19 protein-coding genes are annotated in these 17,748 nt (G+C 59.9%); 16 read left to right on the forward strand and 3 right to left on the reverse strand.

Annotated features, from left to right (window positions below):
- The first annotated feature begins 10 nt into the window (after positions 1 to 10).
- From AACY02_RS03000 to AACY02_RS03015, 4 genes are all read left to right on the forward strand, one after another.
- Positions 11 to 1,084, forward strand: a complete 1,074-nt coding sequence (locus AACY02_RS03000) for a serine hydrolase domain-containing protein (protein ID WP_339430684.1) — start codon at positions 11 to 13, stop codon at positions 1,082 to 1,084.
- Positions 1,081 to 1,377: an amidase gene (locus AACY02_RS03005; protein WP_339430685.1), complete on the forward strand. Its 297-nt coding sequence runs from the start codon at positions 1,081 to 1,083 to the stop codon at positions 1,375 to 1,377. The genes AACY02_RS03000 and AACY02_RS03005 overlap by 4 nt, the downstream gene beginning before the upstream one ends.
- 202 nt (positions 1,378 to 1,579) lie before the next feature.
- Positions 1,580 to 2,170 (forward strand): YceI family protein, encoded by a 591-nt coding sequence (locus AACY02_RS03010; protein WP_339430686.1) that lies wholly within the window; start codon positions 1,580 to 1,582, stop codon positions 2,168 to 2,170.
- 1 nt (position 2,171) lies between these two features.
- Positions 2,172 to 3,329 (forward strand): phospholipase D-like domain-containing protein, encoded by a 1,158-nt coding sequence (locus tag AACY02_RS03015; protein WP_339430687.1) that lies wholly within the window; start codon positions 2,172 to 2,174, stop codon positions 3,327 to 3,329.
- 154 nt (positions 3,330 to 3,483) lie between these two features.
- Here AACY02_RS03015 and bglX read toward each other — a convergent pair whose 3' ends face one another.
- Positions 3,484 to 5,775: a beta-glucosidase BglX gene (gene bglX, locus AACY02_RS03020; RefSeq protein WP_339430688.1), complete on the reverse strand. Its 2,292-nt coding sequence runs from the start codon at positions 5,773 to 5,775 to the stop codon at positions 3,484 to 3,486.
- 260 nt (positions 5,776 to 6,035) lie between these two features.
- On the opposite strand from bglX, the gene AACY02_RS03025 reads away from it, so the two are divergent.
- The 7 genes from AACY02_RS03025 (at position 6,036) to AACY02_RS03055 (ending at position 11,093) form a co-directional block, all read left to right on the forward strand.
- The gene (locus AACY02_RS03025) at positions 6,036 to 6,644 is read left to right on the forward strand and encodes a LemA family protein (protein ID WP_339430689.1); all 609 of its coding nucleotides are present in this window, start codon (positions 6,036 to 6,038) and stop codon (positions 6,642 to 6,644) included.
- A 13-nt stretch (positions 6,645 to 6,657) separates the two neighbouring features.
- Positions 6,658 to 7,410, forward strand: coding sequence for a TPM domain-containing protein (locus AACY02_RS03030; RefSeq protein WP_339430690.1), 753 nt, complete (start codon positions 6,658 to 6,660; stop codon positions 7,408 to 7,410).
- A 33-nt stretch (positions 7,411 to 7,443) separates the two neighbouring features.
- On the forward strand, positions 7,444 to 8,061 hold the full coding sequence (locus AACY02_RS03035; RefSeq protein ID WP_339430691.1) for a TPM domain-containing protein: 618 nt from the start codon (positions 7,444 to 7,446) through the stop codon (positions 8,059 to 8,061).
- 139 nt (positions 8,062 to 8,200) lie between these two features.
- On the forward strand, positions 8,201 to 9,415 hold the full coding sequence (locus tag AACY02_RS03040) for a class I SAM-dependent methyltransferase (protein ID WP_339430692.1): 1,215 nt from the start codon (positions 8,201 to 8,203) through the stop codon (positions 9,413 to 9,415).
- Between the two features lie 266 nt (positions 9,416 to 9,681).
- The gene (locus tag AACY02_RS03045) at positions 9,682 to 10,263 is read left to right on the forward strand and encodes a DJ-1/PfpI family protein (protein WP_339430693.1); all 582 of its coding nucleotides are present in this window, start codon (positions 9,682 to 9,684) and stop codon (positions 10,261 to 10,263) included.
- 13 nt (positions 10,264 to 10,276) lie between these two features.
- Positions 10,277 to 10,582, forward strand: coding sequence for a ribbon-helix-helix domain-containing protein (locus tag AACY02_RS03050; RefSeq protein WP_339430694.1), 306 nt, complete (start codon positions 10,277 to 10,279; stop codon positions 10,580 to 10,582).
- 166 nt (positions 10,583 to 10,748) lie between these two features.
- Complete coding sequence (locus AACY02_RS03055; protein ID WP_339430695.1) at positions 10,749 to 11,093, forward strand: YegP family protein; 345 nt, start codon at positions 10,749 to 10,751, stop codon at positions 11,091 to 11,093.
- Between the two features lie 60 nt (positions 11,094 to 11,153).
- Here the strand turns inward: AACY02_RS03055 and AACY02_RS03060 are convergent, their stop codons facing one another.
- Positions 11,154 to 12,173 carry a DUF4917 family protein gene (locus tag AACY02_RS03060; RefSeq protein WP_339430696.1) on the reverse strand — a complete coding sequence of 340 codons (1,020 nt, stop codon included), beginning with the start codon at positions 12,171 to 12,173 and terminating at the stop codon, positions 11,154 to 11,156.
- Positions 12,174 to 12,327: 154 nt separating this feature from the next.
- Between AACY02_RS03060 and yiaY the strand changes: the two genes are divergently transcribed.
- Entirely contained in the window at positions 12,328 to 13,476 is a 1,149-nt protein-coding gene (gene yiaY, locus AACY02_RS03065; protein WP_339430697.1) for an L-threonine dehydrogenase, read from the forward strand.
- On the opposite strand, the gene AACY02_RS03070 is transcribed toward yiaY, so the two are convergent.
- Positions 13,437 to 14,117 carry a hypothetical protein gene (locus tag AACY02_RS03070; protein WP_339430698.1) on the reverse strand — a complete coding sequence of 227 codons (681 nt, stop codon included), beginning with the start codon at positions 14,115 to 14,117 and terminating at the stop codon, positions 13,437 to 13,439. The genes yiaY and AACY02_RS03070 overlap by 40 nt on opposite strands.
- Before the next feature lie 219 nt (positions 14,118 to 14,336).
- Between AACY02_RS03070 and AACY02_RS03075 the strand changes: the two genes are divergently transcribed.
- From AACY02_RS03075 to fos, 4 genes are all read left to right on the forward strand, one after another.
- Positions 14,337 to 15,611, forward strand: coding sequence for a hypothetical protein (locus AACY02_RS03075; RefSeq protein ID WP_339430699.1), 1,275 nt, complete (start codon positions 14,337 to 14,339; stop codon positions 15,609 to 15,611).
- A gap of 194 nt (positions 15,612 to 15,805) precedes the next feature.
- Positions 15,806 to 16,522: a hypothetical protein gene (locus AACY02_RS03080; protein ID WP_339430700.1), complete on the forward strand. Its 717-nt coding sequence runs from the start codon at positions 15,806 to 15,808 to the stop codon at positions 16,520 to 16,522.
- A 37-nt stretch (positions 16,523 to 16,559) separates the two neighbouring features.
- Entirely contained in the window at positions 16,560 to 17,276 is a 717-nt protein-coding gene (locus AACY02_RS03085) for a hypothetical protein (RefSeq protein ID WP_339430701.1), read from the forward strand.
- A gap of 4 nt (positions 17,277 to 17,280) precedes the next feature.
- Positions 17,281 to 17,697, forward strand: a complete 417-nt coding sequence (gene fos / locus AACY02_RS03090; RefSeq protein WP_339430702.1) for a fosfomycin resistance glutathione transferase — start codon at positions 17,281 to 17,283, stop codon at positions 17,695 to 17,697.
- Positions 17,698 to 17,748 lie beyond the last annotated feature (51 nt).

The following is a 17,748-nucleotide window of genomic DNA, read 5'->3' on the forward strand; positions in this document are numbered from 1 at the left end:
AGCTCTCACCATGTTCAAAGGCCTGCTCCTGCTGCTGATCAGCTTCACCGTTCAGGCCGGGCAATGGCCCGGCGAGCAATGGCCGACGGGCCCGCAGCTCACTGGCCCTGCGGTTGAGAAACTGGAGGCCTACGCTTTCCCGCCCCGCGACGACACCACTCGCCAAGGTGTCCGCACCGACGCCTTGCTGATCATCCGCGATGGCCAGATCGTCTACGAACGCTACGCCGGCCCGACCACTGCCGACACCCCGCACCTGACCTGGTCGATCAGCAAAAGTCTGATGGCCACAGTCCTGGGTGTGGCGTACGGCGAAGGCCTGTTCAGGCTTGATGATCCCGCCGTGAAGTTTTACCCGGCGCTGGAAAAACACCCCGCCATCACAATGGCCGATCTGCTGCACTGGGCCTCTGGCCTCGACTGGCAGGAAGACTACGAATACGCGCCGCTCAAATCCTCGGTGGTGGCGATGCTTTATACCCGTGGTCATCGCGACATGGCAGCGTTCACGGCGAATCATGACCGCTTTGCGGCACCGGGACAGGCGTTCCGTTATTCCAGCGGCGACAGCAATCTGTTGTCGGCCGCGCTGAAAACCATTGTCGGTCCGCCGCGTTATCCGGACTATCCGTGGACGGCCCTGTTCGACCCGTTGGGCATCCGTCATGCCGTGTGGGAACGCGATGCCAGCGGTACGTTTGTCGCCTCGTCTTATGCCTACCTGACCGCACGGGATCTGGCGCGGGTCGGTCTGTTGATGGCCCGCGACGGGCGCTGGGCTGATCGGCAATTGCTGCCCAGGGATTGGCTCGCCTTCAACCTCAAACCCTTCGCCGGCTACAAGGCCCATCAGGACGAAGCCGTCCCCGGCGGCCACTGGTGGCTTAATCGCCCGGCGGACGGCGCGCCATCGCCGTGGCCCGACGCACCGCCCGACACCTTTGCCGCCCTCGGCCATTGGGGCCAGGCCTTGTACGTCATCCCCAGCGAAAACCTGGTGATCGTGCGCTACGCCGATGATCGCGACGGCCGCTATCGCCACAACGAATTGATCAAACGCGTGCTGGAGGCGGTGCAGCCATGAAGCGCTTCTTGCTGGTGCTGTCGGTCATGCTGTTGGGCTGGGTCGGATATGAACGCGAAAACCTGTGGGCCTTTCCCGACATCATCAGTGCCTACACCGCCAAGGAATATTGTTCGTGTCGCTACGTGATGAGCAACGAGGCCGAATACTGCCGGGGCTATGTGAAACAGTGGCTGCCGACCAGCCGTTTCACCGATGAGCCCGCCAGCAAGACCATCACCGTCAGCGGCATGGGGCGCAGCAACAGTGCCCGGTGGTTGGGCGAACGCCAAGGCTGCCGCCTCAATCCTTGATGTGCTCGTCCCCCGGTGGGAGCGGGCTCGCTCGCGAAGGCTGTGTGTCAGTCACCACAAATGTTGCCTGTGCCGGCGCTTTCGCGAGCAAGCCCGCCCACGGGAACTTTTCCAGTCAATGGACTGGTGGGGATTGAAAGTTTGCAATAACGCCACGGGCGGTTAATGTTCGGCTCAGGTTTATTGGCCCCACGAGTCTTTAATGTTCAACCGTTCCCTGTTTGCAACCCTGTCCAGCCTGTTTTTGGCCGCCGTTGCGCTGCCAGCGCAGGCCAATTGGTACCTGGATGGCGAGTCGTCGCGGCTGTCGTTCGTCAGCACGAAAAACGCCAGCCTTGCCGAAGTGCAGCGCTTTCTGGTGTTGCACGGCAAAGTCGACCCCAATGGTCGCGCCGAAGTCGAAGTCGAGCTGGATTCGATCAACAGCGGCATCCCCCTGCGTGACGAGCGTATGCGCAAGGAGCTGTTCCAGATCGAGCAGTTTCCCGCGGCGACCATCACCACCCGGATCGACCTGCGCCCGATCAACGATCTGGCCCCTGGCGCTCAGCTTGAATTACGTTTGCCGCTGACCGTCAACCTGCACGGCAAGCAACATGAATATCCGGCCGAGTTGCTCGCCACACGTCTGGATGACCGCCGTTTCCAAGTGGTGACGCTGGAGCCGCTGGTGATCAATGCTGAGGATTTCGATCTCGCTCCGGGGATTGAAAGCTTGCGCAAACTGGCCGGTCTGTCGGCCATCAGCCTGTCGGTGCCGGTGGGTGCGGTGCTGATCTTCACGGCGCGCTGACATGCGCGGCGCAGTGTTTCCGTGGCGTGACGGCAACCACTTCGAGTTGTTGATCGACGGCCCGCAATTCTTTGCGCGCATGCTCCAGAACATTGCCCAGGCCAAAGAACAGATCGAACTTGAGCTGTATCTGGTCGAGGCGGGCGCCTGTGCCGAAACCATCGTTCAAGCGCTGGTGCTGGCGGCCGAGCGCGGCGTGCGTGTGCGATGTCTGTTCGACGATTACGGCAGCCTCGCGTTTACCCATTCTCTGCGCCAGCGCCTGATCCAGGCCGGGGTCGAACTGCGTTTTTACAATCGTTTGAGCTGGCGGCGCTGGGTTGGCAATTTCTATCGTGATCATCGCAAGCTGCTGCTGGTTGACCGATGTTCGGCAGTGGTCGGCGGCACCGGCGTCACCGACGAGTTCTGGACCCCAGGCCATGCCACCAGCGAATGGCATGAGGTGATGGTGCAAATCAGCGGTCCATTGGTCATCGACTGGCAATTGCTGTTCGACCGGCAATGGATCGCCAACCGCTATCGTCGCGCCTGGCGCCCGGCCGCGCATTTTGGCCTGCCGCGGTTACCCCGTGTGCCGGATAAAGGCGAGGGCATGGGCCGCGTGGCTTACGCTGACGCCCGCCAGCATCGCGACATTCTGCAGTCGCTGTTCCGCGCCCTGAACAGTGGGCAGAAACGCATCTGGATGGCCACGCCGTATTTTCTGCCGACCTGGAAAATCCGCCGCTCCCTGCGCAAGGCCGCCGCCCGTGGTGTCGATGTGCGTTTACTGCTGACCGGCCCACGCACCGATCACCCGTCCGTGCGCTACGCCGGGCATCGCTACTACCCGCGCCTGCTCAAGGCCGGGGTGCAGATCTTCGAATACCAGCCGTGTTTCCTGCACCTGAAAATGGTGCTGGTGGACGAGTGGGTGAGCATCGGCTCGTGCAACTTCGATCACTGGAACCTGCGTTTCAATCTGGAGGCGAACCTGGAGGCACTCGATCCGTCGTTGACGGCGGCGGTGCGGGCGAGTTTCGAGAAGGACTTCGGCTTGAGTCAGCGGGTGAGTCTGGAGGAGTGGCAGCGTCGGCCGTTGTGGCACAGGGTCAAGCAGCGGGTGTGGGGGTGGGTGGATCGGTTGGTGGTCAACCTGCTGGACAGGCGCGGTTAACGCCAGCTCCGAAACCAGTGGATTCCAATGTGGGAGGGGGCTTGTTCCCGAAGGCGGCATGTCATTCAGCATTTATTTGGCTGATACACCGCATTCGGGAGCAAGCCCCCTCCCACAAAGGCCCCTCTCACACAGGCGTGTGTGGCCTCAATAGTTACAGCAATTCGAAGCTCTGCTGCGTCACGTCCTGCGAATCAAGACCGATCTGCACGTTGAATTTGCCGGGCTCTGCCGCGTACTTGAGCTGAGCGTTGTAGAACTTCAGGTCATCCTCGGTGATGGTGAAGTGCACGACTTTCTGTTCGCCGGCCTTGAGCATGATTTTCTGGAAGTTCTTCAGTTCCTTCACCGGGCGGATCATCGAACCGGTGACGTCCTGAATGTACAACTGCACCACGGTTTCGCCGTCGCGCTTGCCGGTGTTTTTCACCGTGACACTGGCGTCGAGCTTGCCGGTGGCGTTCAGGGTGGTCGACGACAGTGCCATGTCGTTCAGGCTGAAATCGGTGTAGCTCAAGCCATAGCCGAACGGGAACAGCGGGCCGGTCGTGTCGTCGAAATACTGCGAGGTGTAGTTGCCCGGTTTGCCTGGCGTGAACGGCCGGCCAATGCTCAGGTGGTTGTAGTAGGTGGGAATCTGCCCGACGGAGCGCGGGAAGGTCACCGGCAGTTTGCCCGACGGGTTGTAGTCACCGAACAGCACATCGGCGATGGCGTTGCCGCCCTCGGTGCCGCTGAACCAGGTTTCCAGAATGGCGTCGGCCGATTCCTTTTCCTCAAGGATGGTCAGCGGGCGGCCGTTCATCAGCACCAGTACCAGCGGTTTGCCGGTCGCTTTCAGGGCTCGGATCAACTCACGCTGAGTTTGCGGGATGTTCAGGTCGGTGCGGCTGGAGGATTCGTGTGACATGCCGCGGGATTCGCCCACTGCCGCAACGACCACGTCAGCGTCTTTGGCGGCTTTCACCGCTTCGTCGATCAGCACACTGGCCGGGCGTGGATCATCGACCACTTCCGGTGCATCGAAGTTGAGGAAGTTCAGGTAGTCGAGGACTTTCTTGTTGCTGGTGATGTTGGCGCCACGGGCGTAGATCAGGTTCGACTTGTCGCCGATCACGTTGCTCATGCCGTCGAACAGCGTGACTGATTGCGCCGGCTTACCGGCCGCCGCCCAACTGCCCATCATGTCGATCGGCGCCTTGGCCAATGGACCGACCAGCGCGATTTTCGCGGTTTTCTTCAGCGGCAGGGTTTCGTTCTGGTTTTTCAGCAGCACCAGGCTGCGACGCGCCACTTCACGGGCCTCGCGACGGTGCAGGCGACTTTCGGCGTAGGTGTCGGCCGGATCGTCTTCAGCCTTGCCGATGCGCAGGTACGGGTCCTTGAACAAGCCCATGTCGTACTTGGCCGCGAGCACTTCGCGCACGGCATTGTCGATGTCTTTCTGTTCGATCTCGCCGGACTTGAGCAGGCCCGGCAGCTCTTTGCCGTACAGGGTGTCGTTCATGCTCATGTCGATGCCGGCCTTGATCGCCAGCTTCGCCGCTTCACGACCGTCGCGGGCCACGCCGTGCTTGATCAGCTCGAAGATCGCACCGTGGTCGCTGACCGCCAGGCCTTTGAAGCCCCAGTCCTTGCGTAGCAAATCGTTCATCAGCCAGGTGTTGGCGGTGGCCGGAATGCCGTTGATCGAGTTCAACGCGACCATCACGCCGCCGGCGCCGGCATCAATCGCGGCGCGGTACGGTGGCAGGTAATCCTGGTACATCTTCACCGGGCTCATGTCCACGGTGTTGTAGTCACGACCACCCTCGACCGCGCCGTACAGGGCAAAGTGCTTGACGCTGGCCATGATGCTGTCGGCGGCGCTCGGGGTCTGGCCCTGATAAGCCTTGACCATGACTTTGGCGATGCGCGAGGTCAGGTAGGTGTCCTCACCGAAACCTTCGGAGCTGCGGCCCCAACGCGGATCGCGGGAGATGTCGACCATCGGCGCGAAGGTGATGTCGAGGCTGTCGGCCGCCGCTTCTTTGGCCGCCACGCGTCCGGACAGGCCGATGGCGTCCATGTCCCAACTCGACGCCAGGGCCAGCGGAATCGGGAAAATCGTACGGTGACCGTGGATCACGTCGTACGCAAAAAACATCGGAATCTTCAGACGGCTGCGCATGGCCGCGTCCTGCATCGGCCGGTTTTCCGGGCGAGTGATGGAGTTGAACGTGCCGCCGATGTTGCCCGCGGCGATTTCCTTGCGGATCAGTTCGCGGGGCATTTGCGGGCCGATGCTGATCAGGCGCAACTGGCCGATCTTCTCTTCGAGGGTCATTTGGCTCATCAGATGGCTGATGAACGCGTCCTTGTTTTCCAGGGGCGCCGGGGTCGTGGCGGCCAATACGTGATGACTGGCCAGGCTGACGAGCAGACCCAGCAAACACAGCTTCTTCATGAATGTTTTTCTCAAGGGCCCAAGCGGCAATGCAATGCCGGCCAGCCAAAATGTTGGGAGCGACTATTGTTGTTCGGGTGCCGGCTCAAAAATACCGAGCCAAAAAACCACAGCCGACACTCGGTAGCGTGAACGCGCAGGGCACTTTTTAGCCCATTCGCCCGTCGCATTCCAGTGACGAGGCCGATTATGCCCCAAGAGCCGGTCCCGAAGTTTTCGCCGACGGTTTTTAATGAAATGTGCCAAGGAGCATCACTTTGATGAATGTCAGCCCAATCAACCGCTCGCGTCTGCAGGTCGCCACATTGCTGGTGCTGGCCACGCTATTGACCGCGTGTGGCATCAACAACATCCCGACCCTCGACGAGCAGGCCAAAGCGGCCTGGAGCCAAGTGCAGAACCAGTACCAGCGCCGCGCCGACCTGATCCCCAATCTGGTCGAAACGGTGAAAGGCTACGCCAAGCATGAAGAGGCGACCCTGACCGCCGTGATCGAGGCGCGGGCCAAGGCGACGTCGATCCAGGTGGATGCCAGCACCCTCGACAACCCGCAAAAGCTCAAGCAGTTCCAACAGGCACAGGATCAACTGAGCGGCGCGTTGAGCCGTTTGATGGTGGTCTCTGAGCGTTATCCGGACCTGAAGGCCAACCAGAACTTTCTGGCCCTGCAGTCGCAGCTTGAGGGCACGGAAAACCGTATCGCCGTGGCGCGGCGCGATTTCATTCTGGCGGTGCAGAAATACAACACTGAAATCCGCACCTTCCCGGGACGCCTCTGGCACAGCGTGATGTACAGCGACCTGCCGATCCGCGAAACCTTTGAAGCCACCACCCCCGGTGCAGAAAAGGCGCCCGAAGTGAAGTTCTGATCCGAGGTTGCCCATGCGTGTGTTGAAAATGGGCCTGGTGCTGATGCTGTGGCTGTTCGCCGTCAGCGCCCGGGCCGAGTTGACGTTCCCGGCGCTGAGCGGGCGGGTGGTGGATGACGCGCAGATGATCGAGCCGTCAGTGCGTGCGCAACTGAGCCAGCAGTTGCAGGCGCACGAACAGGCGACCGGCGAGCAATTGGTCGTGGTGACGCTGCCGGATCTGCAAGGCACCACCATCGAAGATTTTGGCGTGCAACTGGGCCGGCACTGGGGCATCGGCCAGAAAGACAAAAACAACGGCGCATTGCTTATCGTCGCCCGGGACGAGCGCAAATTGCGCATTGAAGTCGGTTATGGCCTGGAGGACCGGCTGACCGATGCGCAGGCGTCGGTGATCATCCATCAAGTCATCACCCCCGCGTTCAAGACCGGCCACTTCAGCAAAGGCATCAGCGATGGCGTCGCGGCGATGCTGGTGGTGCTGGGGGGCAATCCGCTGGACGAACCGTCAACGGTGTATGAACCCGGCGGTGATCCTTCTGATGATTTCATCTCGCGGCACCCGACGTTGTTCGTGTTTTTAGTGATGTTGTTCATCCTGACGGTGTTTGTCTGCCAGATGCTCGGTATCCTTCCCGCCGGCCGTGGCGGCTCCGGTGGTGGCGGAGGCTTTGGCGGTGGAGGTTTTGGCGGCGGCAGTGGAGGCGGGGGCTTTAGCGGCGGCGGGGGCAGTTTCGGCGGCGGTGGTTCGTCGGGCGGCTGGTGAGCACACAACAATAATGAGCAGGCACTCTTTGACATGGCATTACTGACTGAACACGAACAACGCAAAGTCGCCGAGGCGATCGCCCGCGTCGAGCGCGACACCGATGCGGAACTGGTGACCGTGCTGGCCGCCCGCGCCGACGATTACGCGTACATCCCGTTGCTGTGGGCCAGCCTGCTGGCGCTGGTGGTACCAGGCGTTGTGCATTACCTGACCGGCTGGCTCACCATGCGCAGTCTGCTGCTGGTGCAGTGGGGCATTTTCATTGTGCTGTGCCTGTTGTTTCGCTTGCCCAAGATCACCACTCATCTGGTGCCTCGCCGGGTGCGTCACTGGCGCGCCTCGAATCTGGCGCGTCGGCAGTTTCTCGAACAGAACCTGCATCACACGGTGGGCAGCACCGGGATGCTGATTTTTGTCTGCGAGGCTGAGCGGTACGTGGAGATTCTGGTGGATGAGGGGATTTCCCGGCGACTGGACAATAAAAGCTGGGATGCCATTGTCGCGGCGTTTACCGAGCAGGTGCGGCAGGGGCGCACGCTGCAAGGGTTTGTCACCTGCATCGAGGCGTGTGGCGAATTGCTCAAAGTGCATGTGCCGGTGACGCAGGTACGCAATGAATTGCCGAATCGGTTGGTGGTGTTGGGTTAAATCTCAGGGCGCAGCAGTCCCTTGTGGTGAGGGGGCCGGCGCAGTTTATGCCGTTCGGTAAATAAGAGCGTGTCCCCAACCCGCATCCCCCCTAAAATACCCGCCATTCCCGATTCGCCCCGTCCGAGGCCGCTTGTTCATGTCCGTCACCGCCCCCACCGCGCCATCTGCGCCGGATCACCACGCCCAGTTCATCGAGCTGCTGCAAACCAGCCTCGAACAGAACGGCTTCATCAAACTGGTGCTGGCCAAGTACGTCGGCGAAGAGGCGGATTTGCAACGGGTCATCATCAAACCGGTGACGGTCAAGGCGCAGCCTAACCTGTCCTTTGTTTATCGCTACAAGACCCGCGACATCACCAAGAACCTGCCGTTGCTGGAGGGCGTAGCGATGATCGCCGCGCTGTTGCCGGCCTCGTTCAAAAATGCACATTTGCTGGCGTTGACTGACGAAGCACAGCTCGAATACAGCAAAAAGGGCAAGCCTTCGCTCTTCAGGAGCAAACCTCAGCAATTGCGTGAGGCTCCGTCCGCTGAGCACAACCGTGAGAAAAACCGCTTTCTGGAGCTGAGCCGTCCGTTCCTCAAGGATCTGGGCGTAACCAACGCGCAGCATGAGCTGATCCCGGCCATGTCGCGCAAGTGGAAGCAGATCAACAAGTTCATCGAAGTGTTCAGCCATGCCCTGACCTCGTCACCGCTGGCGCTGGACAAACCGGTGCGGGTCGCGGATTTCGGTTCGGGCAAGGGTTACCTGACGTTTGCGATTCACGACTACTTGCGCAACACCTTGAAGGCCGAGGGCGAAGTCACCGGCGTCGAGTTGCGTGAAGAAATGGTCAACCTGTGCAATAGCGCCGCGGCAAAGCTGGATCACCCGGGGCTGGTATTCAAATGCGGTGACGTGCGCAGTGTCGCGCCGAGCGAGCTGGACGTGATGATCGCCCTGCATGCCTGCGACATCGCCACCGATTACGCCATCCACACGGGCATCCGTTCGGGCGCCTCAATCATCATGTGCTCGCCGTGCTGCCACAAACAGATCCGCTTGCAGATCCAGAGCCCGGCGCTGCTCAAGCCAATGCTGCAATACGGTTTGCACCTGGGGCAGCAAGCGGAGATGGTCACCGACAGTCTGCGTGCGCTGTTCCTTGAGGCCTGTGGTTACGAAACCAAGGTGTTCGAGTTCATCTCGCTGGATCACACCAACAAGAACAAGATGATTCTGGCGGTCAAACGCGCCGAACCGGTGGACCCGGCTCAGTTGCTGGTGAAGATTCAGGAATTGAAGGCGTTCTACAACATCAGCGAGCACTGCCTGGAAACCCTGCTGCGCGCGGATGGTTACCTCTGATCCTGTGACAGCGGCGGTGCGCCGATTCGACTTGCTCGCGAAGGCGTGCTGACAGTCAACGAAGCTGTCGGTTGTCAGGGCCCCTTCGCGAGCAAGCTCGCCCCAGAGTATTTGCGTCCCACACACAACCTGTGATCGACGCAGAACCTGTGTGCTGGCTTGCCCGCGAAGAACGATAACTCGGTAGTAGTCGGTTATTACCTGCTCGTCCCGATAAGGTCTACCTTGAATACTCCCGCAAGCCCTTTCCCAGAGGAGTCCTCCCCATGGCCGCGAAAAAGATCCTGATGCTGGTCGGCGATTACGTTGAAGATTACGAAGTCATGGTGCCGTTCCAGGCCCTGCAAATGGTCGGTCACACCGTCCACGCCGTGTGCCCGGACAAGGCTGCCGGCAACACCGTGCGCACCGCCATCCATGACTTTGAAGGCGATCAGACCTACAGCGAAAAACCCGGTCACCTGTTCGCACTCAATTTCGATTTCGCCAAGGTCAGCGAGGCCGATTACGATGCGCTGCTGATTCCCGGCGGTCGTGCCCCGGAATACCTGCGTCTGAACGAAAAAGTCCTCGAACTGGTGCGCGCCTTCGACAAGGCCGGCAAGCCGATTGCCGCTGTTTGCCACGGCGCCCAGTTGCTGGCGGCTGCGGGCGTGCTAAAAGGACGTGAATGCAGCGCCTATCCGGCTTGCGCGCCGGAAGTCCGACTGGCGGGCGGCACGTACATCGACATCCCCGTGACCGACGGCCACGTTCAAGGCAATCTGGCCACCGCGCCGGCCTGGCCTGCGCATCCGAACTGGCTGGCCGGGTTCCTCGGTCTGCTGGGCACCCAAATCACCCTGTAACGAGGATTCGCCCATGTGCGAGCTCTACGTCAAGGCCGACCCGATCCTCTACGAATCGCGCTCGCGTTCATTGCGCATCTGCGGGGTGGTGACGACGTTGCGCCTGGAGAACCAGTTCTGGGACATCCTGCGCGAAATCGCCGAGGTCGACGGTATGACCACTAACCAGTTGATCGCCAAACTGTACGAAGAGGTGATGGATTATCGCGGGGAGGTGGTGAACTTTGCGTCGTTCTTGCGGGTGAGTTGTACGCGGTATCTGAGTCAGCGTCGGGTGGCTGAGACGCCGTTGTCGGTGGTGCGGGCGCGGGTGAAATAGCCGGGGCCGAGTCGCCTCATTCGCGAGCAAGCCTGCGCCCACACGGGGAATGCGTTCCAGATGTGGGAGCCGCTTGCTTGCGAAGAGGCTGGTTCAGGCGACAGAAGTCTGAGGCTGGTCTTTACTCATTGGCGCGAAACCTCTCAACCGCCAAGGAGAAACGAGCATGTCCGGATGGTACGAAGTCAGTAAAAGCAGCAACGGCCAGTTCAGGTTTGTGCTGAAAGCCGCCAACGCTGAAACCATTCTCACCAGCGAGCTCTACACCACCCGCGCGGCAGCCGACAATGGCATTGCTTCGGTGCAGACCAACAGCCCGCTGGATGAACGCTACGAGAAAAAAACGACGAAGGACGGGCATCCGTACTTCAACCTCAAGGCCGCCAATCATCAGATCATCGGCAGCAGCGAGTCGTACTCCTCAGACGCCGCTTGCGCCAAAGGCATCGCCAGCCTCAAGGCCAACGGGCCAACCACAACCATCAAGGACAAGACCCTGCCGGTCCTCTAAGGAACGCTGAAGGTCAACAGGTGGGCGGGCTTGCTCGCGAAGGCGTCAGGCCCGCGGACATCAGACCTCGACGGGCACCGAAAGCTTGGGGCTCCCCAACGCATGTGTCTTGGCATCAAAAAACCGCAACTCAACCCCAGTCCCTTCAAACACCTTGGCGTAATGCCGCTTCTGATGCTGAATGAACGCCGCACTGCGCGGATAAATCGAGATCGCCACGGCGTTCGGTTTCGCCAAACGCAGCGCCCGGACAATGTGAGCGTCCTGTTCACTCAAGGCATGGCCGAAGATGCATAAACTGTCGCCATGCCCCAATAACTGCGCATAACAGAACGACAGATAATCCGAGCTGCGAATGGTTTTGAGTTTTTCGGCACTTGGCCCTTCAGCGACGAACAGCGGCACGTCATCCAGGGTTTTGATCGTGTTGTTGATCGCAAAACTGCCGAGCAGCGTGCCCTCGGTGGAGGTCAGTTTGCGCGCGGTGCCGTCCTGATTGCGCACCAGGTGCAGACCACCGTGCAGATACAGTAAGCGCGGTTTTTCAGTCGCACTTTCACTCAGATCAAAACTTGCATTCGTGCCATTGAACAGATCGTCAATGGCCTCGCTTTTGTGCTGCAGCGCCCAATAGTTGAGCAAGTCGTAATTGGTGGTAAACACCGTGCGATAGCGCGCCAGTTCTTCGTTGAGCGTGGTCAGCGTCGAGGCCTGAACCCGTCGCCACGGGATATGAACGGCGTGCACGGTGTTGATCAGCGCTTCCTTGATCGCGTAGTAGCGATTGCGCGGTGCGGCTGAGCTGATGGCCAGTGCCTTGTTCACCCGGCTGGTGGTTTTCAGTGCGCCCAGTACCTGCTCGAAGCTGCGCGTGTGCATCGCGTCGAACACGGCCAGTTCCGACGGGCTCAGCGGTTTCTCTGTCACGGTGCGGGCATTTTCGAACAGCGAGTCGTAGCCGAAGTCGTCCCACACGGCGCGGCTGGCGCCGTTACCCACCAGCAAACCCTTGAAGTCGGTCGCGGTGCGCAAGGCATTCCAGTCTTCGAGAGTGGCGTCGACATCCAGAAAATCGGTCATTGCGTGGGAGGTCTCAAAACAAAGGGGCTGATGGGCGGCGACTTTATCACGAGCGGGCATTGAGCCAGATCAACATCCGCCGTGACCGATCAGTCGATCCTGTGTGCGTCCGCCGGATCGCAGCAGTCGATTCGGCCCCAGTCAGGAGAGGCGCATGAGCAGCACTTTTTTCATTCCAGCCGTAAATATAATGGGCAGCGGATGCCTGGATGAAGCCATGGTCGCGATCCGCAACTATGGTTTTCGCAAGGCGCTGATCGTCACCGACGCGGGGCTGGCCAAGGCGGGCGTGGCGGCGATGGTCGCCGAGAAACTGGCGATGCAGGACATCGATTCGGTGATCTTCGACGGCGCCAAACCGAACCCCAGCATTGCCAACGTCGAATCCGGGCTGGGGCTGCTCAAGGAAAGCCGCTGTGATTTCGTGGTGTCGCTGGGCGGTGGTTCACCCCACGACTGCGCCAAGGGCATCGCCTTGTGTGCCACGAATGGCGGGCAGATCCGCGACTACGAAGGGGTCGACCAATCCACAAAGCCGCAACTGCCGCTGGTCGCCATCAACACCACCGCCGGCACCGCCAGCGAGATGACCCGGTTCTGCATCATCACCGACGAATCGCGCCACGTAAAAATGGCCATCGTCGACCGCAACGTCACGCCGCTGCTGTCGGTCAACGACCCGGCGCTGATGGTGGCCATGCCGAAAAGCCTGACCGCCGCCACCGGCATGGACGCGCTGACCCACGCCATCGAAGCCTATGTGTCGACCGCCGCCAACCCGATCACCGACGCCTGCGCGCTGAAGGCCATGACCCTGATCAGCAACAATCTGCGCCTGGCCGTGCGCGATGGCAGCGACCTCACCGCGCGGGAGAACATGGCCTACGCGCAGTTCCTCGCGGGCATGGCGTTCAACAACGCTTCGCTCGGCTTCGTGCATGCGATGGCGCACCAGTTGGGCGGTTTCTACGACTTGCCCCATGGCGTGTGCAACGCCGTGTTGCTGCCTCATGTGCAGACGTTTAACGCGTTGGTGTGTGCTGAACGTTTGACCGATGTGGCGCAGGCCATGGGGGCCGATGTTCGCGGTTTCAGCCCTGAAGAGGGCGCTCAGGCGGCGATCAACGCGATCCGTTGTCTGGCCGGCGACGTCGAGATCCCCGGTGGTTTGCGTGAACTGGGCGCCAAACTCACGGACATCCCGATCCTGGCCACCAATGCTCTGAAAGACGCGTGCGGCCTGACCAACCCACGGGCGGCGGATCAGCGCCAGATCGAGGAGATTTTCCGCAACGCGTTTTGAAGTGCGCGGATTGGGCGAACAGCCTTGAATGGATTGTTCGCCTGGTTTATGTACCCTTTGGCGACCGTAAATGTCCGGATACGCGCCCAATCGGAAACCTTGCCCGCCACGCGGTGAATGGCCGAAATCCGATGGGGGCCTGCCGACATCGATGCCTGTGTTCGCCAACTCAGGTCACCCTCCACCGTTGCCGAGGCAATCCACAGGTTGGCGTCGAGGTCAATAATGTCCACGATGCCACCGGGCTGTCGTACATCGCCTGATAGAACCGCAGCGTTATCCGTCTGTCCTCCTTCCTGCGGCGTGCCAATCGCAGGTGCAGCGACATCCGGTTGCAGGAGGACATTAAACAAACGAACGTCAGTCCATGGGGATGTTTCGTCGTCGAACGTTTGGCGGGCGTGAATACGGTGTGGTCCCTGCGCAAGATCGCCACTGAAACTAAAGGCCCATCGGCCATTTGCATTGACGGGGCCTTTTCCGTGCAACTGTGTGTTTTCGATGTCCCACACTTCGACAAAAGCCATAGGTACACCGACGCCCAGTAAGAGTGTTGCCGGGCCCGTTTTGGTGTCTGCGGCAGGGTCGGTGATGACGGGGGCAGGTACGGACTCAATGTTGGAGTGGGGCGAAGTGCTCATGATGTGCTCTCGTTGCCGGGTGGAGTGAAGCGAGAGGTTGGCACGGTTCTTTTGCTGGAGAACCTGTAAGAAGTAACAGTTCTTTAGGTTTTTTTGTTCGATGAATAATTGCGATTTCTTCTAAAAGACTGTCATTTCTATCAGTTGTGGTCTGTGGTTGACTCGGATCGAATGGCCCGGGAAACGGATCAAACCCGATCTCGTAAGGAGCCTACGAACATGTCACGAACCAACGCACGTGAAGCGCAGTCAGCCGGTGAAATCGATCGTTCCTTTGCAAATGCCGGGTTGCAAACGCTGCAGTTCCCCACTGCACGCAAGACCGTCGGTCAGGGTGTGGCGACAACGCCCACCGGTCAGATCATGGTTTGTGCGACCGTCACCGATGCATCGGGCAATGTGTGTTATGGCTTGGCGCGTCTGCTCGCCGATGGTCATCTTGATCCGACTTTTGGCCAGGCCGGCTATGTCGTGGGGCAATACAGGCGTGATGTGCCCTCACACGGCGGGACACTCAGCATCGATGCGAGCGGCGGGATCTGGGTGTGCGGACTCATCAAAGGGACGTCTGTCGATTACGAGCAAGTCATTGCGCGCTTTCTGCCGGACGGTTCGCCTGATCTTGAGTTCGGTGACGGTCAGAGCGGTTACAAAATTGTTCCCATGCGCGTTCCTTCTCTCTTCGGTGCGGTGGCCGCAAGCCTTGAATTGGCGCAATCGGACCAAAAAGCGGCGGCGCACGACAGGTTGCTTTTCGCCACGTCGAAACAGGGGGGCGCGCTGCTTGCGCGCTTTTTCCTCGATGGCAGCGATGACACCGCGTTTAATGCCAACGGCTGGATCTACATCACGCACCCCGGCGTCGCCATCCAGTTGCAAGGCGTCACGCAACTGAACAGTGGGCTGATACTGGTTTATGGCAAGACAGAAGTCACCCATCAGGGGTGGATCATGGCGTTCGACAATGCCGGACAGGTTGCGAAGTCATTCGGCAATGACGGTACGTTGTTGTTGAACATTCGCAATGAAGGCACGCCGCTGGAAAGCTCGGTGAACGGCATCGTAGAGCAGTCGGCACAGCGCTTACTCTTGATCGGCGCCGCTGTCGAGGCGGCAGGCGGGGAGAAACGTCAACATGCGTTCATGACCGGTATCACCCACGGCGGCGAAATTGATCCGTCGTTCAATGGCGGCGCGCCGGTTCTTAGCGCTTCGACGCAACCGCAGGAACTCAAGAGCTGGGTTGCTGGGTTTGCAGTGGGTGATTCTGCGGATCAGCGCATAGTCACCGTGGGTCAGACCTCGGGTGGGCATCGCAATCTGCTGACGGGGGGCTTCCTGAAGGATGGGGCGGTGGACGAGTCGTTTGATCTCGGGGGCACGGCCGAGATCGACTGGATCGCCCGCGATGCCTGCTTGCAAGACGCTTCGGTCGTGGTGCTGGGAACAAAGAACGAATCCGCACAGTTGATCCGCTTGCTGACCCACAGTTGATAGGGCGTTGAAACACGGTTTCTTGGGGGGATGAGCGGTCTCGCGATGACAGTGCATTGCGTGGTACCGGCTAGCTCCACTGGTGTGTCGGGACCGAATCAGCGACTGGCCATTTAGCATTCACTCGGTTGAAACCGTTCGTTCAGGAGGGGATAGTGCGCGGCTGAAAAGCTATCGAGGAGCGGGATGTGACAATGAAGTCTGGATTGATCGGCAGTGTGGCGCTGTGTGGGTGGCTGATGGCGGGGCAGGTGTTTGCCGATTGCACGCCGGCGCCGGTAATGGGTGACGAGGATTTGTCAGTCTGCAAGGACTGGCCGGCTTACCCGGGACTGACCATCAGCGCCAAAACCCGGTTCACGCCTGCCGCCGCTGGCGCGCTCAGCACCCATGATCTGGACCTGTCGGTGCTGAAAGACGCGCAACCGAAGCCGGTTGCGACTTACCACCAGGCCACTGCTTTCGTGATGGATGGCGCCAGCTTGCGCGAGCTGACACTGGATACGGCGCGCTACAAACTCGCCCCCGACCTTCGCGCATTTGGTCTACGTGCACGACTCACCAATGGTTCTCGCCTCAATCCGATGGATGAAAGCCAGCTCTCGCTTTACGTCAGGGAGGGCGAAAAATTGCGCCCAGTCCTGCGTCAGTTGGTGGTTTATGAGTACGGCGGCGAGTGGGATGACAACTGCGCTGGGGAGCGCTTCGAGATCTCAAGAACTATCGATATCGCTAAAACGAGCTCCCACGGTTACGCAGACTTGATCGTCAAAACCCAGCAAACAGGCACGAAAAGCGAAGGTGAAGGGGACGCGTGTGAAGATAAAACCACCGTCTACAAACCGGTTTTGACAACCTTGCGTTATGACGGAAAGTCTTACGTCCTGCCGCCAGGTTTCAAAGGTCTGTAGCCAGCCTGCCAACAACGATTTTTATCAAGGAAGAACCATGTCTACCCCCACCAGACTCCTTATCGCCCTCGGTTTTCTGGCTGTCACTGCCCAAGCCCAAGCCGCCTGCACCACAAACGCTTTCGACAGCCAATCACTGTCACGCTGCATCGTCTGGCCGGCCTTCCCGAGTCAGGCGATCGCGGTCAAGTCCACCTACCTTGCTGATGCCGGTGGCGACGATGCAGGGGTGTTCGATCTGGATCTGGCGATCGTCAACGCCAGCAATGCCAAACCCGTCGCCACTTACCGTAAACCGGGCGCGTACAACTCCGATGCCGTGCGGTTTGATGATCTGCGTGTCGACACAGGCCGCTACCGACTGGCGCCGGATGTCCGTGCTTTTGGCCTGCGTTCGAAGTTCGTCCACAGTTCCCGCGCCATTCCCTACGAGAAAACCGATCTGGCGCTGTATGTCCGCGAGGGCAATACCTTGCGCCCGGTGCTGGAAGGTTTGGTGATCTACAAGAACAACGGCGAATTCATGAGTGATTGCGAGGGTTACGCCAGGAAGATCCGCAGAACCATCGAGGTCGGTTCATCAAGTCACTACGGTTTCGCCGATCTGATCGTCACCACCAGCGGCACCAAAATGAAAAACACCCAATCGGGAAAACAGTGCGTTTCAAAAAACACCAACCTGAAGAAAACCCGAATCACCCTGACCTACGACGGCCAACAATACGTCGTGCCTGAAGACCTCAGAGGTTACTGAACCGATGCTCACAGGCCTTAACCATCTGACCCTCGCCGTCCGCGATCTGAACCGCAGTATCGGGTTCTATCGCGATGTGCTTGATCTGCGTGTCGAAGCCACGTGGGACGCCGGCGCCTATCTGTCGCTGCCGGGGCTGTGGTTGTGTCTGTCGCTTGATCCGAAGCGCGACGGCGAGCCGTATGCCGACTATACCCATTACGCTTTCAGCCTGAACGCCAGGGATTTCGTGCTTTTCGTGCAGACGCTGAAAGCGGCGAACGTGCAGGAGTGGCGAGACAACGGCAGCGAAGGTGCGTCGTTCTACTTCCTTGACCCTGATGGCCACAAACTGGAAGCCCACGTCGGCAACCTCGCTTCGCGGCTGGCAGCATGTCGGCTGAAACCGTACGCCGGCATGCGTTTCTACGACGAGTCCTGACCCGACGCGTTGAGCTGATATAGACTGGCCGTCATTTGCGTCGTCATGTGC

The organism is Pseudomonas sp. EA_65y_Pfl2_P78 (assembly GCF_963970495.1).
Lineage (GTDB): Bacteria > Pseudomonadota > Gammaproteobacteria > Pseudomonadales > Pseudomonadaceae > Aquipseudomonas > Aquipseudomonas baetica_A.

Bases quoted from the DNA above. Each gene is read 5' to 3' on its own strand.
- AACY02_RS03005 (WP_339430685.1), top strand. From the start codon at position 1,081: ATGAAGCGCTTCTTGCTGGTGCTGTCGGTCATGCTGTTGGGCTGGGTC.
- AACY02_RS03075 (WP_339430699.1), top strand. From the start codon at position 14,337: ATGTCACGAACCAACGCACGTGAAGCGCAGTCAGCCGGTGAAATCGAT.
- AACY02_RS03080 (WP_339430700.1), top strand. From the start codon at position 15,806: ATGAAGTCTGGATTGATCGGCAGTGTGGCGCTGTGTGGGTGGCTGATG.
- AACY02_RS03040 (WP_339430692.1), top strand. From the start codon at position 8,201: ATGTCCGTCACCGCCCCCACCGCGCCATCTGCGCCGGATCACCACGCC.
- AACY02_RS03070 (WP_339430698.1), bottom strand. From the start codon at position 14,117: ATGAGCACTTCGCCCCACTCCAACATTGAGTCCGTACCTGCCCCCGTC.
- AACY02_RS03060 (WP_339430696.1), bottom strand. From the start codon at position 12,173: ATGACCGATTTTCTGGATGTCGACGCCACTCTCGAAGACTGGAATGCC.
- AACY02_RS03050 (WP_339430694.1), top strand. From the start codon at position 10,277: ATGTGCGAGCTCTACGTCAAGGCCGACCCGATCCTCTACGAATCGCGC.
- AACY02_RS03030 (WP_339430690.1), top strand. From the start codon at position 6,658: ATGCGTGTGTTGAAAATGGGCCTGGTGCTGATGCTGTGGCTGTTCGCC.
- AACY02_RS03010 (WP_339430686.1), top strand. From the start codon at position 1,580: ATGTTCAACCGTTCCCTGTTTGCAACCCTGTCCAGCCTGTTTTTGGCC.
- AACY02_RS03000 (WP_339430684.1), top strand. From the start codon at position 11: ATGTTCAAAGGCCTGCTCCTGCTGCTGATCAGCTTCACCGTTCAGGCC.
- AACY02_RS03045 (WP_339430693.1), top strand. From the start codon at position 9,682: ATGGCCGCGAAAAAGATCCTGATGCTGGTCGGCGATTACGTTGAAGAT.
- yiaY (WP_339430697.1), top strand. From the start codon at position 12,328: ATGAGCAGCACTTTTTTCATTCCAGCCGTAAATATAATGGGCAGCGGA.
- bglX (WP_339430688.1), bottom strand. From the start codon at position 5,775: ATGAAGAAGCTGTGTTTGCTGGGTCTGCTCGTCAGCCTGGCCAGTCAT.
- AACY02_RS03085 (WP_339430701.1), top strand. From the start codon at position 16,560: ATGTCTACCCCCACCAGACTCCTTATCGCCCTCGGTTTTCTGGCTGTC.
- AACY02_RS03025 (WP_339430689.1), top strand. From the start codon at position 6,036: ATGAATGTCAGCCCAATCAACCGCTCGCGTCTGCAGGTCGCCACATTG.
- AACY02_RS03055 (WP_339430695.1), top strand. From the start codon at position 10,749: ATGTCCGGATGGTACGAAGTCAGTAAAAGCAGCAACGGCCAGTTCAGG.
- AACY02_RS03015 (WP_339430687.1), top strand. From the start codon at position 2,172: ATGCGCGGCGCAGTGTTTCCGTGGCGTGACGGCAACCACTTCGAGTTG.
- AACY02_RS03035 (WP_339430691.1), top strand. From the start codon at position 7,444: ATGGCATTACTGACTGAACACGAACAACGCAAAGTCGCCGAGGCGATC.
- fos (WP_339430702.1), top strand. From the start codon at position 17,281: ATGCTCACAGGCCTTAACCATCTGACCCTCGCCGTCCGCGATCTGAAC.